At 70.9% G+C, this 12949-nt stretch carries 12 protein-coding genes; 9 read left to right on the plus strand and 3 right to left on the minus strand.

Annotation, left to right across the window (positions count from 1 at the left end; genetic code table 11):
* Nucleotides 1–3: 3 nt before the first annotated feature.
* From bluB to D0T12_RS35430, 3 genes are all read left to right on the plus strand, one after another.
* Nucleotides 4–618, plus strand: a complete 615-nt coding sequence (gene bluB / locus D0T12_RS20345; protein ID WP_117401239.1) for a 5,6-dimethylbenzimidazole synthase — start codon at nt 4–6, stop codon at nt 616–618.
* A gap of 98 nt (nt 619–716) precedes the next feature.
* Nucleotides 717–926, plus strand: coding sequence for a hypothetical protein (locus D0T12_RS20350; protein WP_117401240.1), 210 nt, complete (start codon nt 717–719; stop codon nt 924–926).
* Nucleotides 927–944: 18 nt separating this feature from the next.
* Nucleotides 945–1118, plus strand: a complete 174-nt coding sequence (locus D0T12_RS35430) for a hypothetical protein (protein ID WP_158581551.1) — start codon at nt 945–947, stop codon at nt 1116–1118.
* A gap of 80 nt (nt 1119–1198) precedes the next feature.
* On the opposite strand, the gene D0T12_RS20355 is transcribed toward D0T12_RS35430, so the two are convergent.
* Nucleotides 1199–4423 carry an RHS repeat-associated core domain-containing protein gene (locus D0T12_RS20355; protein WP_158581552.1) on the minus strand — a complete coding sequence of 1075 codons (3225 nt, stop codon included), beginning with the start codon at nt 4421–4423 and terminating at the stop codon, nt 1199–1201.
* Nucleotides 4424–5238: 815 nt separating this feature from the next.
* Here D0T12_RS20355 and D0T12_RS20360 point away from each other — a divergent pair.
* The 6 genes from D0T12_RS20360 (at nt 5239) to D0T12_RS20385 (ending at nt 10808) form a co-directional block, all read left to right on the plus strand.
* Nucleotides 5239–5817 (plus strand): M15 family metallopeptidase, encoded by a 579-nt coding sequence (locus D0T12_RS20360; RefSeq protein ID WP_117401242.1) that lies wholly within the window; start codon nt 5239–5241, stop codon nt 5815–5817.
* A complete protein-coding gene (alr, locus tag D0T12_RS20365; protein WP_199487583.1) occupies nt 5814–6944 on the plus strand; it encodes an alanine racemase in 1131 nt (376 codons plus the stop codon). Before D0T12_RS20360 ends, alr begins: the two co-directional genes overlap by 4 nt.
* Nucleotides 6941–7918: a D-alanine--D-alanine ligase family protein gene (locus D0T12_RS20370; RefSeq protein ID WP_117401244.1), complete on the plus strand. Its 978-nt coding sequence runs from the start codon at nt 6941–6943 to the stop codon at nt 7916–7918. Before alr ends, D0T12_RS20370 begins: the two co-directional genes overlap by 4 nt.
* Nucleotides 7919–7981: 63 nt before the next feature.
* The gene (locus D0T12_RS20375; RefSeq protein WP_117401245.1) at nt 7982–8677 is read left to right on the plus strand and encodes a response regulator transcription factor; all 696 of its coding nucleotides are present in this window, start codon (nt 7982–7984) and stop codon (nt 8675–8677) included.
* On the plus strand, nt 8670–9818 hold the full coding sequence (locus D0T12_RS20380; RefSeq protein WP_117401246.1) for a sensor histidine kinase: 1149 nt from the start codon (nt 8670–8672) through the stop codon (nt 9816–9818). Before D0T12_RS20375 ends, D0T12_RS20380 begins: the two co-directional genes overlap by 8 nt.
* 90 nt (nt 9819–9908) lie before the next feature.
* A complete protein-coding gene (locus D0T12_RS20385) occupies nt 9909–10808 on the plus strand; it encodes a carbohydrate kinase family protein (RefSeq protein WP_117401247.1) in 900 nt (299 codons plus the stop codon).
* A 21-nt stretch (nt 10809–10829) separates the two neighbouring features.
* Here D0T12_RS20385 and D0T12_RS20390 read toward each other — a convergent pair whose 3' ends face one another.
* Complete coding sequence (locus D0T12_RS20390; RefSeq protein ID WP_233526186.1) at nt 10830–12383, minus strand: MFS transporter; 1554 nt, start codon at nt 12381–12383, stop codon at nt 10830–10832.
* Nucleotides 12380–12946: a TetR/AcrR family transcriptional regulator gene (locus D0T12_RS20395; protein ID WP_117401248.1), complete on the minus strand. Its 567-nt coding sequence runs from the start codon at nt 12944–12946 to the stop codon at nt 12380–12382. Before D0T12_RS20395 ends, D0T12_RS20390 begins: the two co-directional genes overlap by 4 nt.
* Between the last annotated feature and the right edge of the window lie 3 nt (nt 12947–12949).

A 12949-nucleotide genomic window follows, 5' to 3' on the forward strand; every position in this document is an offset into this window, starting at 1 on the left:
GCCTTGAACATCTACGACGTCATCCACCGCCGCCGCGACGTGCGCGCCGAGTTCACCGGGGCGCCGATCCCGGGCGACGCGCTCGACCGCGTTCTTGCGGCCGCGCATGCCGCGCCCAGCGTCGGGTTGTCGCAGCCCTGGGATTTCGTCCTCGTCAACGATCCGGCCGTACGGGGCGCCTTTCACGCGCACGTCCAGACGGAACGCGCGACGTTCGCCGCCACCCTTGAGGGGGACGCCGCCGCCCGGTTCGCCGGAATCAAGGTCGAGGGGATTCTGGAGTCGAGTCTCTCGATCGTGGTCACCTACGATCCCGAGCGCGGCGGCCCGGCGGTTCTCGGACGCCATGCGATCGCCGACACGGGCCTGTACTCGGTGTGCCTGGCCATTCAGAATCTGTGGCTGGCGGCGACCGCGGAACGGCTGGGCGTCGGCTGGGTGTCGTTCTACCGGGAGCCGTTTCTGCGTCGCCTGCTCGGCATTCCGGAGACGATCCGTCCGGTGGCCTGGTTGTGCGTGGGCCCGGTCGCCCGTCATCACGACACTCCGGACCTCGAACGGCACGGCTGGCGCCGTCGCCGCCCTCTGACCGAGGCCCTCCACCACGACCACTGGTGATCCACCGTCGAATTGTCGTGCCGGCCCGGCGCCGTTTGGTTCGACCAGCGAGGGAATAAGGGAAGATCGAACGCCGAACTCAGCGAGGGTGATACGGCATGGACGCGATCTTCGTGGTGATACTCGCCTTCATGATCATTGTGATGGCGGTGACGTTGCTGAGACTGCGGAAGAGGGGACCCGGGCCCGCCGTCTACTGGGTCCCGCGAGGCCTGCGTTCTCGCGTCAACCGCCATTACGCCGAGCAGGGCTGGTCAACGCCCTACGACGAGCGGGGCCACCGGAAACGGGACCGCGAACTTCCTTGATGCCGAGCGTCGGCGACGGTGACCGTCCACAATGATTGGAGGCTCGCGATGCGCGGTTCGATATCCGCCGAGAACATCATCGCAGCCAACGGAATCAACAGTCCGATAGCGGTGGTTCTGACCGCCGTGCTGATCGTGGGAATCCTCGTGATGACCCTCGTGACATTGTCCCGGATGGCGCGGCGGAAGTGACCAGGACCGGTGTGATCCCGGCCGCCGCTCCACGATGGGAGAACGGCCGGGATCACTCCGTCAGGGAAAGCCCGGGGATGTCACATGGTGAACGTCTCCTCCAGGGCACATCCGTACTCGGTGCCCGTGGTCACCCCCGCGCTCGCACCGGCCTCGCCGGTCATCGAGATCTCGGACGCGGCGGTGAGGCCCGGTGCGCTACAGCTACCACCGACCGTGACCCCTTGCTGGACCTGGCCGGTGTTGGCGGTCGCGGAGCCGCCGACGCCGACGTCCAGGCCGAGGCCCACCGTGCCGATCGGACGTGTCCCGCCGTCCCCGGTCGCGACCCCGAAACCGACACAGGCGAAGTAGCAGACATCGATCTTGAACTGCTCGTAGTAGTGCCCCGTGGGATCGAGGTTGTTGATGGGATTGTCACCGGCGTAGGCGTACCGGTTGCCGGTCCTGGGGTCGCCGACGGCGTTGACCGTGTCCTGCTGGGTGAAGCGGCCGTGACCGTAGTCATAGAAGCGGTCGCCGAGTTTGAGTAGGCCGCTCGCCGGGTCGTGCAGGCCGCCCGTGTAGCGCATAAGGTTGATGGCCGACTGCCAGCCGTTGTCCGCGGTGGTCTCGCCGTACGGACCGTAGGTGTAGGCGGCCGCCCGCGTGCCGGCCGGGGACACGATCGAGGTGACCGAGCCCAGGCCGTCGCTTCCGAACGCGTGGGGTTTGCCGTCCCAGAGGTAGCCGAGCGGGGTCCCGCCGCTGTCATGGATCATCCAGACGGTGGTGCTGCCGTTGGTGTAGGAGACGATTCCGCCGCTCGTGCTCGCGGACCGCCCGTAGACCACCGACAGGCCCTTCGCGGTGGTCATCTCGGCCTGGCCGGGACCGGCGTACGCGTAGGCGATCGTGCTGGTGCCCCTGGTGAACCGGGTGGTCTGGCGGGCCGCGTTGTAGGTGCCTTCGAGCCCGTTTCCGGCGGTGCGGTTGCCGGCGGCGTCGTAGGTCTCGCCGCCGGTCGTCACCTGGTTGGCGGAGTTGAAGGTCAGCCGCTGGGTCTCGGTTCCGTCCCTCGTGACGGAGGTGCGGTTGCCGCGTTCGTCATACCGGTATTCGTAGGTGTGTCCGGCGACGTTGGTGGCCTTGGTCAGGCGGTTGCCCTTGTCGTAGGTGTAGTCGCTGATCGTTCCGGTGAGGTTGTCCTTGCTCCACTGCCGCAGGCCGGTGTCGTTGGACTTGCCGGTGTCGCACGACGTGGCGGAGCCCCGTTCGGAGTAGCAGTAGGAGACATCGGAGATCTTCTTGCCGTCGTCGCCGGCCCGCGAGGTGACGACGCGGGTGATCCGGCCGGAGTCGTCAAAGGTGTTGCGGGTGTGCATCGCCCAGGCGGTGGCGGAGGTCCGGTTGAAGTAGGTGTCGGTGCGGTTGCCGTCGTCGTCGTGGTCGAACTCCCACGTCCCGCCCGCGTAGTCGGTCATGCTGGTCAGCAGGTTCCGGACACTGTGCACGTAGTGCAGGGTGCCCGCGTCGTTGAGCTGGTTGACCAGGTTCCCGGTGGCGTCGTACTGCCAGGTGATCTCACCGCCGCCAGAGGTGGAGTGCCGTCCGCCGAGCAGGTTGCGTTGGGTGTACGTCCATGTGGTCGTGCCGGTCGCGTCGGTCCGGGTACGGACGTTGCCGGCGCGGTCGTACGTGTAGGTGATCTCCGGGGTGCCGTCGGAGTAGGCGATCGTCAGGACGCGGTCGTTGTCGTCGTAGGTGTAGCTGGTCTTCTTGCCGTTGCCGTCCGTGAGGGTGTCGAGCCGCCCGTAGCCGTCGTAGGTGAGGCTCTTGCGTCCGAGGCTGTTGCCGGTCGGCGGGGTGACCGACTTCAACTGGTGGTTGTCGTCGTAGGAGTAGGTGGTGGAGTTGGTGCCGTTGCCGGGGTCGGTGGACTCCTTGACCGTTCCGTCGCCGTTGTAGGCGAGCTTGGCCTCGGCCGCGAGCGCGTTCTTGGCCGATGACAGATTGCCCGGACCGTCGTAGGTGTAGGCGCTGGCGTTCCCCTGGGTGTCGGACCCGGCCGAGGGCTGGTACGCGGCGGTCGGGTTCTGGCCCGTGGGCGAGTTGCCGTACGTGAGCGACGACGTGGCGCCGGTCGGCGACGCGGACCGGGTCGGCGACTCGCCCCCGTTGGCGCCGAAGGTGTTGGAGGTCAGGCCCTGGTTGGCGTTCTCGTACGAGGCGACGTCGCTGAACGGGGTGTAGGACTTGGAACGGGTCTTGCCCGCCGGGTCGACGGTCTTGGTGACCCGGTCGTTGGAGTTGAGCGTGTAGGTGGTGTGCGGGACGTCCTCGACGGGCTTGGACTGGTCGGTGTTGGGGTCGGCCACCTGCGTCTCGGTGTCGGACGGGTAGGCCAGTCTCGTCACCTGCCGGTCGGTGGACCCCACCCGCGTGACCGACAGGACGCGGTGGTCGCCGTCGTAGACCAGTTCGGTGACCGCGCCCTTTCCGTTGGAAACGGAGTTGAGCCGGCCGGAGCCGTCGTAACCGAACGACATCACCTCACCCGCCGGTTCCTGGATCCGCTGGAGCCGGTTGGCGGCGTCGTAGGTGTAGACCGCGACGCGGCGACCGCCCCCGGCCTTCTCCTGCGCGTACCTGGTGATGCGATCGCCGTACGAAGCGACGTTGATCTGCCGGCCGGTCGTTTCCCCCTTGGGTTTGTAGGTGATCGTGGAGATGTTCCCGGAGGTGTAGCCGAAATCGGTGACGTTGCCGTTGCGGTCCTCCAGTTTGGTCGGCAGGCCCGAGGAGTCGAAGTGATGCTTCCGGCCCGAGCCGTGGTCGGTGTACTTCCATCCGCCGCCTGACTGGGTCACCAGATCGCCCTTGAACTCCTTGGGCGTGGTGTAGCCCGATCCGGACGGGGTGAACACACCCGACACCCCGTCCGGTCCGGCGAAAGTGACCGAGTCGTCGCTGTTCTTGTATAACCGGACGTCCTGACCCAGGCGGGTGCGCCAGCCCGGCGAGACGACACCGGTGGGCACGTCGGCGGCATGCAACAGGCTGTTGTAAACGGCCCCCACGGTCACATTGCCGCCGACCCCGGGAAGCGACATGTCAGTGGTGCGCACCATCGCGTTGCCGGAGCCGGTGTTCACCTTGAGTTGCAGGTAGTCGGCCAGGTTGAAGGAGAGGAACGTGCCGTTGCGGACCGGGCCGATGCCCACCGGCACCGACGCGAGGGCAGCGGTCCCGGGGGTCCGGGCGCCGGACGGTGCGCGCGCCGGAATCCTCGTCTTGGAGGCGTCCGCGACCGTTCCCGGACTCACCAGACGTACTCCGCCGCGTCTGGACGGTCCTAACCTGGGATTGGCCGCGTTCGGAGATCCGATTTCCGAGTACAGGCGCTGGAATTGGTGGGCCCGCGGGGCGTCGGCGGCGGCGCCGGTGGTGGCGGGCAGGACGAAGCTTGAAACCGTGAGCGCCGAAACGGCCACCCACGTTGCAGGACTTCTGAACACGTTCCCTTCTTTCTTGCTCGGTGCATACTGCCGTACCGGTTTCACTCCAGGGCATGGCGAAAGACTTCCGCGTGTTTCTGTGTTGCCCGGGCGAAGCGAGAGGGGCATGGCCGTGCCGAAGACGATGCTCGTCGGGCAGGGCGGAACCCGGCCGGCCGGAAAGGAGGCCCTTTCTGCGGGGGTGGGGCAGATGTTTGTCGCCGTGATCTTGACGACACGAGTTATGGTGGACTTGAAATCATCAGAAGTAAACCCCCCGCAACAGGTTTAAACGGATGACCGCAGGTGGTTGTCGCATTTCTTTTTCGCGGAACCGCACCGAGAGCGGCGAGGCGCGACCCGCCTCCCGCGCGGTCAGGAGCGAGCAGAAGGTCCGCCGGGGCGAGGGCGGTCGGCGCCGGGGGGGCGGGCGATGTATCGCGGGTGTATCGAAAACCGGATACGCCCTGACAACGGCCTTCCGCCTTCAGTGGAGGCATGGACCACAGCGCATCACCGCCATCAGCGACCCGTTGCCCGCGCGGATCCGTCCCGGCCAGCCTGACGATCTTCTCCGACGGTCGAGGTCGAAGATCGGACGGTCGTCATGCCGTCCGGGTGTGGGTGCGCGGTGGCGGTGAGCGATGACGAGGTCCCTGGAGATCAGAGTTCGTGTCCTGGCCGTCGTCACCCGGCTCGTCGCGGTGTTGCTGGTGCCGGTCGCCTGGTGCCGCGCGCCGGGCCATGCCCGGTTCCTGGCCTGCCAGTGGGCGTTGGGGATGCGTTTTCCCGCCGAGGATCTGCGTGGGCTGGCACCGGAGGCGTTGGCGGCGTTCACCCGAGCGCGGGCCGAGGCGTTCTGGCGTGACCGGCAACTGATCGGTCTCACCTCGGGGTACCGGGACCCGGTCGAGCAGTACCAGATCTTCACGAAGGAGGTGCGGCGCACCGGCTCGGTGGCGGCGGCGCGGCGCCGGGTGCTGCCGCCGGAGGAGTCCAGCCATGTGCGGGGGCTCGCGATCGACGTCCGACCGACCGAGGGCGCGCGGTGGCTCGAACAGCACGGTGGAAGGTACGGGCTCTACCGCGTCTACGACAACGAATGGTGGCACTTCGAGTACCGAACGGTTCCCCCGGTCCGTTTGCCGCATCCGGGCGCGCGGCGTGCGCGTGCCGCCGACGACGGGTGCCCGCCGATGTACATGCAGGGGAGGCGGCCGTGAACCGGGGCCCGGTCGCGCTTGAGCGCCGCGCGGAGATCCTCCGGCCGCCGACCTTGCGGACGCTGCCGGTGGCGGTGACCGCGAACGTGGCCAAGGTCCGTGCGCGGACGCAGAGCCCCATCATGGCGGTGGTCAAGGCCGACGGCTACGGGCACGGTGCCGTTCCGGTCGCCAAAGCCGCGGTCGCCGCCGGCGCCGGGTGGCTGGGGACGACGAGCGTCGCGGAGGCGTGCGCGTTGCGCGCCGCGGGGTTGACGGTGCCGATCCTGACCTGGCTGCACCCCGGCGGCATCGACGTCGAGGCGGCGGTGGCCGCCGGGATCGATGTCGCGGTCGGGTCGGTGGACGAACTCGGCGCGCTCGTCGCCGGAGCCACGTCGCCGGTGCGGGTCCATCTCCATGTGGACACCGGGATGTCGCGCGGCGGTTGTCCGCGCGGGCGGTGGGACGAACTGGTCGATCTCGCCCGGCGTGGTGGCGAGGCCCGCAGGGTCCGCGTCGTGGGGGTCATGGGGCACCTCGCGCTGTCGGACCGGGCCGACCCCGCCGCGAACGTCCCGGCGGTCGCCGCCATGCGCCAGGCGCGGCGGACGGTCCGGGCGGCGGGGCTGGGATCGCCGCCGGCCCATCTCGCGGCCACGTCGGGGACGCTGACCGACCCGGCGACCCACTTCGACATGGTCCGCGTGGGGGCGGGGCTGGTCGGCATCGACCCCTCCGGAACCGTGGAGATGAACGGCGCGTCCCGTCTGACGGCACCGATCGTCCACACCACGGAGGCCGCTGCCGGCACGCCGGTCGGTTACGACGGCGCGTACGTCACCGATCGCGCCACCCATCTGAGCGTCCTGCCCGTCGGGTACGCCGACGGGATCCCGCGTGAGTGCTCGTCCGAGGCGGGTGTCGAGGTCCGCGGGCGGCGTTTCCCGGTCGTCGGACGGATCTCGATGGATCAGATCGTGATCGATACCGGTGCCGTGGCGTTCCCGGTCGGCACGTCCGCGACCGTGTTCGGGCCGGACGGGGGAGCGACGCCCACCGTCCAGGACTGGGCCCGCTGGGCCGGGACCATTCCGCACACCATCGTCACCGGCATCGGGCCGCGCGTGCGAAGGAGCATCGGATGACACGGCGAATCGCGGTGGTCGGCGGCGGCGAGAACGCCGAACACGACGTCTCCCTGGCCACGGCCAGAGCGATCGCGCGGGGGCTGCATGAGGGCGGGTTCGAGGTCGAGGAGTTGACCATCGACCGTGACGGGACGTGGCGAGCGGGGGCCGCCGCGCTCGGGTCGCGGGCGGCCGGTTCCCTGGCGGCGGCGTTGAGCGTCATCGAATGGGCCGACGTCGTCTTCCCCGCGGTGCACGGTCCGTCCGGCGAGGACGGCACCCTCGCGGCGTTGTGCGCCCTGGCGCACGTCCGGATGGTCGGCTCCGGCCTGCGCGCCGGGGCGATCGGCATGGACAAGTGGACGACGAAGCTCGTCGCGCGGGCCGTGAACGTCCGCACCGCTCCGGGCCGCCTGGTCGCGGCGTCGGACATCGCCGATGTCGAGTTCGAGAAAGAGGCTGTGGTGAAGCCCGTCTCGGCCGGGTCGAGTTTCGGTGTCGCCCTGGCCCGCGACGCCGCCGAGTTGCGCGAGGCGCTGCGCCACGCGGCGCGGTTCGACGACCGGATCCTGGTCGAGGACGTCGTGGCGGGACGGGAGATCGACGTGGCCGTCCTGCGGGAGGCCGATGGCCGTCGATGGGCGTCGCCGCCACTGGAGATCCACGCCGACGGCCTGTTCGACACCCGGGCGAAGTACGACGGGTCGGCCCGGTTCAGTGTGCCCGCCGACCTCGACGGCACGGAGTCGGCGGCGCTGACCAGGGCGGCGCTGCGGATGTTCGACGCGCTCGGCTGCGCCGGCGTCGCCCGCGTCGACTTCTTCCTCACCGACCACGGGCCCGTCCTCAACGAGGTCAACACCATGCCGGGCATGACGGCCCACTCTCAGGTGCCGAGGATGTTCGCCGCGGCCGGGCTGCCCTATCCGCGGCTGCTCGGGCGGCTGGTCGACGGCGCCACCGTGCCCCGCCCGGGGCAGGGAAAGTCATGATCCCTGGCGGGGGGTTCCGGTTCGAATATGCTGGCGATATGTCCTGTTGCATACCCTTCGGGGATGCGCGTGCTGATCGTGGAGGACGAGCCCTACCTGGCCGAGGCCATCCGTGATGGGCTGCGGCTGGAGGCGATCGCCGCGGACATCGCGGGCGACGGCCACTCCGCCCTGGAGCTGCTCGGCGTCAACTCCTACGACCTGGCCGTCCTCGACCGCGACATCCCCGGACCGTCCGGCGACGAGATCGCCCGCAGGATCGTCGCGTCCGGCAGCGGCATCCCGATCCTCATGCTGACCGCCGCCGACCGGATCGACGACAAGGCGTCGGGGTTCGAGCTCGGCGCCGACGACTATCTCACCAAGCCGTTCGATTTCCGGGAGCTGGTGCTGCGGCTGCGGGCGCTGGACCGCAGGCGCGCGCACGCCCGGCCTCCCGTCCGCGAGATCGCGGGCCTGCGGCTGGACCCGTTCCGGCGGGAGGTCTTCCGGGACGGACGCTATGTCGCGCTGACCCGCAAGCAGTTCGCGGTGCTCGAGGTCCTCGTCGCCGCCGAGGGCGGTGTCGTCAGCGCCGAGGAGCTGCTGGAGCGGGCCTGGGACGCCAACGCCGACCCCTTCACCAACGCCGTCCGCATCACCGTTTCCGCTCTGCGGAAACGTCTCGGGCAACCATGGTTGATCGCCACGGTGCCCGGTGTCGGCTACCGCATCGACACCGGCGGCGCCCCGGCCGGCCCCGGCGGCGCCGGTGACTAGGCCCCCGGGGCTCAGCGCCCGGCTGAAACTCACCCTGAGCTACGCCGGGTTCCTCATGGTCGCCGGGTTCCTCCTGCTGGCCGTGGTGTGGGTGTTCCTGCTGCGCTACGTGCCCGACGGGGTGCTCGTCGTCGAGCCGGGCCACCGGAAGGACGGCGGGCCGCCCCAGCCGTCCATGCCGAACCGCTCCGACCTCCAGGCCGCCTTCGTTCCCCGCGCGACCCAAGCCCTGATCTTCCTTCTGGGGTTCGGGCTCGTGGGAGGGTGGCTCCTCGCGGGCCGGATGCTCGCGCCCCTCAACCAGATCGCGGACGCGGCGCGCCGGGCCGCCAACGGATCCCTGTCCCACCGCATCCGTATGGAAGGCCCCAACGACGAGTTCCGCGAACTCGCCGACGTGTTCGACACCATGCTCGGGCGGCTTGAGGCCCACGTCACCGAGCAGCAACGGTTCGCCGCGAACGCCTCCCACGAACTGCGCACCCCGCTCGCCATCTCGCAGACGCTCCTCGACGTCGCCCGCAGTGACCCCGCCTGGGACCGCGGCGAACTCCTCAAACGCCTCCGCATCGTCAACACCCGGGCGATCGACCTCACCGAGGCCCTTCTGCTGCTCAGCCGCGCCGACCGGCAAAGTTTCACCCGCGAACCCGTCGACCTGTCCCTCATCGCCGAGCAGGCCGCCGAAATGCTGCTCCCGCTCGCCGAACAGCGCCAGATCACCCTGGACGTCACCGGCGAGGAGACGCGGACCTTCGGCTCCGCGGAGCTTCTCCTGCGGATGGTGACGAACCTCGTCCAGAACGCCATCGTCCACAACCACCCCACCGGCGGCACCATCACCGTCCACACCCGGACGGAGCGGGACGTGAGCGTGCTGTGGGTCGAGAACTCCGGTGAGCTGGTCTCGCCGGACCTCGTCCCGACCCTCACCGAACCCTTCCAACGCGGAACGCAACGGGTGCGCGCCGAGGAGCACGCCGGTGTCGGCCTCGGGCTGGCCATCGTGCACAGCATCGTCCGGGCGCACGGCGGAACCCTCGACCTCACGCCCCGTCCCACCGGCGGCCTCCTCGTCGCGATCCGACTTCCGCACACGCGGTTGACGCCGTCCCCGAACGGGACCCACCAGACCAGGTGACGGACCCGACCCCGGCTCGGCCACAGACGCGGCCGCCCGCACGGAGGAGAATGTGGACACGCCGGACGCCGGCTGCTGAGGAGGGACGCGATGGCCCGGATCGTGGTGGTCGGCGAGGCCCTGGTCGACCTGGTCGGGGACGCCGGTGGACGGCGGTTCCGGGCCGATCCCGGCGGCGGCCCCGCGAACGTCGCGGTCGGACTCGGGCGGCTCGGCCTCGCGGTGACGCTCGTGACGGGCCTCGGTGAGGACGCGTTCGGCCGCCTGGTCACCGAGCATCTGACCGCGTCCGGGGTGACGCCCGCCGGGTGGGCGGAGCCGTTCACCCCGCTCGCCGTCGTGTCGGTGGACGAGCTGGGCGTCCCGTCCTACGACTTCGCGATCTCCTGGGCGTCGGCCCGGCCGGAGCCGCCGCCGGACACGGCCGTCCTGCACGCCGGGTCCATCGCGGCGGCGCTCGCGGCGGGCCCGGTGGAGGCGGCGATGGCGGCGGCGCCCACGGTCGGCTACGACCCGAACATCAGGCCGCCGCTGCTGCGCGACCGGGCGTCCGAACGGCGGCGGGTCGAGCGGCAGGTGGCCCTCAGCGACGTGGTCAAGGCCAGCGACGAGGACCTCGCCTGGCTGTATCCGGGGGAGGACCCGGTGGAGGTCGCGCACCGGTGGGTCCGCCTCGGCCCAGCGCTCGCCGTGGTCACCCGCGGCCCCGGCGGATGCGTCGCCGTCACCGCGTCCGGGCAGGTCGAACGGCCCGCGCCGGTCGTCGAGGTCGCCGACACCGTGGGCGCGGGGGACGCGTTCATGTCGGGCCTGCTGTCCGGTCTCCTGGCGGGGGGCCTGCTCGACCCCGCCCGCCGCGGCGATCTGGCGCGCGGCGACGCGGCGTCGCTCTCGGGTCCGCTGGCCGCGGCGCTGGCCTCCGCCGCGATCACGTGCACGCGTCCCGGCGCCGACCCGCCGACCGCCGACGAGCTCGACGCGGTGCTCTGACAGCCGTCGGGACGAGGAGTCTCAGTGCTCGGCGTCGCCGATGTCCAGGTCACGGGGCGTGAGCGCCCAGACCACGCCCGCGGCGCCGAGCATCAGGGCGCCGCCCGCGAGGCTCGCCCAGCTCAGCGAGGTGGTGAACACCTCCTGGGCACGGGCGGCCAGCTCGTTTCCGGCCGCGCCGGCACCGCGGGCCACCTCCATCGCGCCGCCGAGCGACTCCCGGACGTCATGCGCCGCCCGCCCCGAGACGCCGTGCCCCGCGAGGTCGAAGCCGGAGAGCCCGTCGCGGTACACGGCGGCGGCGACGCTGCCCAGGACGGCGACGCCCAGCGTGGCGCCGAGCTCGTAGCCGGTCTCCTCGATCGCCGCCGCGCTGCCGGACCGTTCGGGCGGCGCCCCGGCCATGATGACCGCGGACGCGACGGCGAGCGCGCCCATGCCGACGCCGACCAGGAACGTCGAGGCCGCGACGGGCCAGTAGCCGAGCGGCTCCCCGGCCACGAAGATCACCAGATAGCCGATGCCGCCGACGGCCAGCCCGCCCGCGAGGACCGTCCGGGCGCCGAGCCGGGCGGCCAGCGCCGGCGCCAGCGGTGAGAACACGGCCGCGCCGACCACCTCGGGCAGCAGCCGGATGCCGGTCTCCAGCGCCGAATAGCCCTGGACGAGCTGCATCCACTGCGCCAGCAGCAGCATCATCGCCGCGATCGAGAGGCTGGAGATCAGCGCCACGGCCGTGCCCGCGGTGAACGCCCTGCCGCGGAACAGCCGCACGTCCAGCAGCGGCTCCGGGCGCCGCAGGCATCGCCGGACGAACCAGCCCAGCCCGGTGACGGCGACGATCCCGGTCACGAGGTTCGCGCCGGTGATCCCGTCCTCCCCGACGTCCTTGATCGTGTAGACGAGCGCGGTCATCCCGACGATGGACAGCACGGTGCCCGCCGCGTCCCAGCGACCCGGCCGGGGGTTGCGGGACTCGGGCAGCAGCCACAACGCCGCGACGATCGCGACCGCCATCACCGGTACGTGCACGAGGAACGCCGAATGCCAGCTGGATGCCTCCAGCAGTAGCCCACCGATGATCGGGCCGAGGGCGGCGCCGAGCGCGGCGGTGGTGGCCCACACGCCGAGCGCGGTGGCCCGTTCCCGGGGGTCGGTGAACAGGTGCCGGATCATCGACAGCGTGGACGGCATGATCATCGCGCCGCCCGCGCCGAGCAGCGCGCGGATCGCGATCACCTCGCCGGGGGAGCCGGCGACCAGGACCGCGAGGGACGCGAGCCCGAAGACCGAGAACCCGGCGACCAGCATCCGCCTGCGTCCCCACCGGTCCCCGAGCGCGGCGGCCGTCACCAGCAGCCCCGCGACGACCAGCGAGTACGCGTCCACCATCCAGAGCAGTTCGACCGCGCCGGGCCGCAGGTCGGCCGACATCTCCGGCAGCGCCACGTTCAGGATCGTGATGTCCATGACGATGAGGAGCAGGCTCGCGGACAGGACCGCGAGCCCCGCCCACCGGTGCGGGTGCGGCGGCGGGACGGCGCCGACGCCGCGCGGCGAGGCGGTGGCGGTCACGAGGTGGGCCCGCCGATACCGTCGCGCAGGGTGGTCAGGACGTGTTCCTCGATGTCGCGGCGGGCGACACTGCCCTGGTGGAGGCTTTCGCGGACGGCGACCATGAGCCCGTACACGTGGTTGCCGATCCAGGCGGCCGGCAGGTCCGGCCGGATCACACCGGCGCGCTGGGCCGCGGTGTAGAAGGCGAGTTCCCGCCGTTCCAGCCGGTCGGTCCGGTCGGCGAGGTCCGGTAGCGCGGCGGTGGTGTGCGCGGTCAGGGCGTAGCCGTGTTCCTCGGCGTCGGTGACGAACCGGCGGATCAGTGTCTCCAGCGTGACGGCGATACGGACCGGATCGCCGGACGCCCCGGCCTCGTCGATCCCGGAGAGGTCCTGGCTGGTCTCCCAACTGTCCAGGGCCCGGGACCCGAGCGCGTGCATGAGCGCGTCGCGGGTGGCGAAGTGCCGGTGCAGGGTGGCCCGGCTGACGCCGATCGCCTCGGCGAGCCGTCCCATCGACAGCGTCGGATCCGCGTTCAGGCACCGGATCGCCGCGGTGACGATCTCGTCCTGCTGACGCATGGT

Source organism: Actinomadura spongiicola, from assembly GCF_003432485.1.
GTDB lineage: Bacteria > Actinomycetota > Actinomycetes > Streptosporangiales > Streptosporangiaceae > Spirillospora > Spirillospora spongiicola.

Bases quoted from the DNA above. Each gene is read 5' to 3' on its own strand.
- D0T12_RS20370 (WP_117401244.1), top strand. From the start codon at position 6,941: ATGACACGGCGAATCGCGGTGGTCGGCGGCGGCGAGAACGCCGAACAC.
- D0T12_RS20360 (WP_117401242.1), top strand. From the start codon at position 5,239: ATGACGAGGTCCCTGGAGATCAGAGTTCGTGTCCTGGCCGTCGTCACC.
- D0T12_RS20395 (WP_117401248.1), bottom strand. From the start codon at position 12,946: ATGCGTCAGCAGGACGAGATCGTCACCGCGGCGATCCGGTGCCTGAAC.
- D0T12_RS20375 (WP_117401245.1), top strand. From the start codon at position 7,982: ATGCGCGTGCTGATCGTGGAGGACGAGCCCTACCTGGCCGAGGCCATC.
- D0T12_RS20350 (WP_117401240.1), top strand. From the start codon at position 717: ATGGACGCGATCTTCGTGGTGATACTCGCCTTCATGATCATTGTGATG.
- D0T12_RS20385 (WP_117401247.1), top strand. From the start codon at position 9,909: ATGGCCCGGATCGTGGTGGTCGGCGAGGCCCTGGTCGACCTGGTCGGG.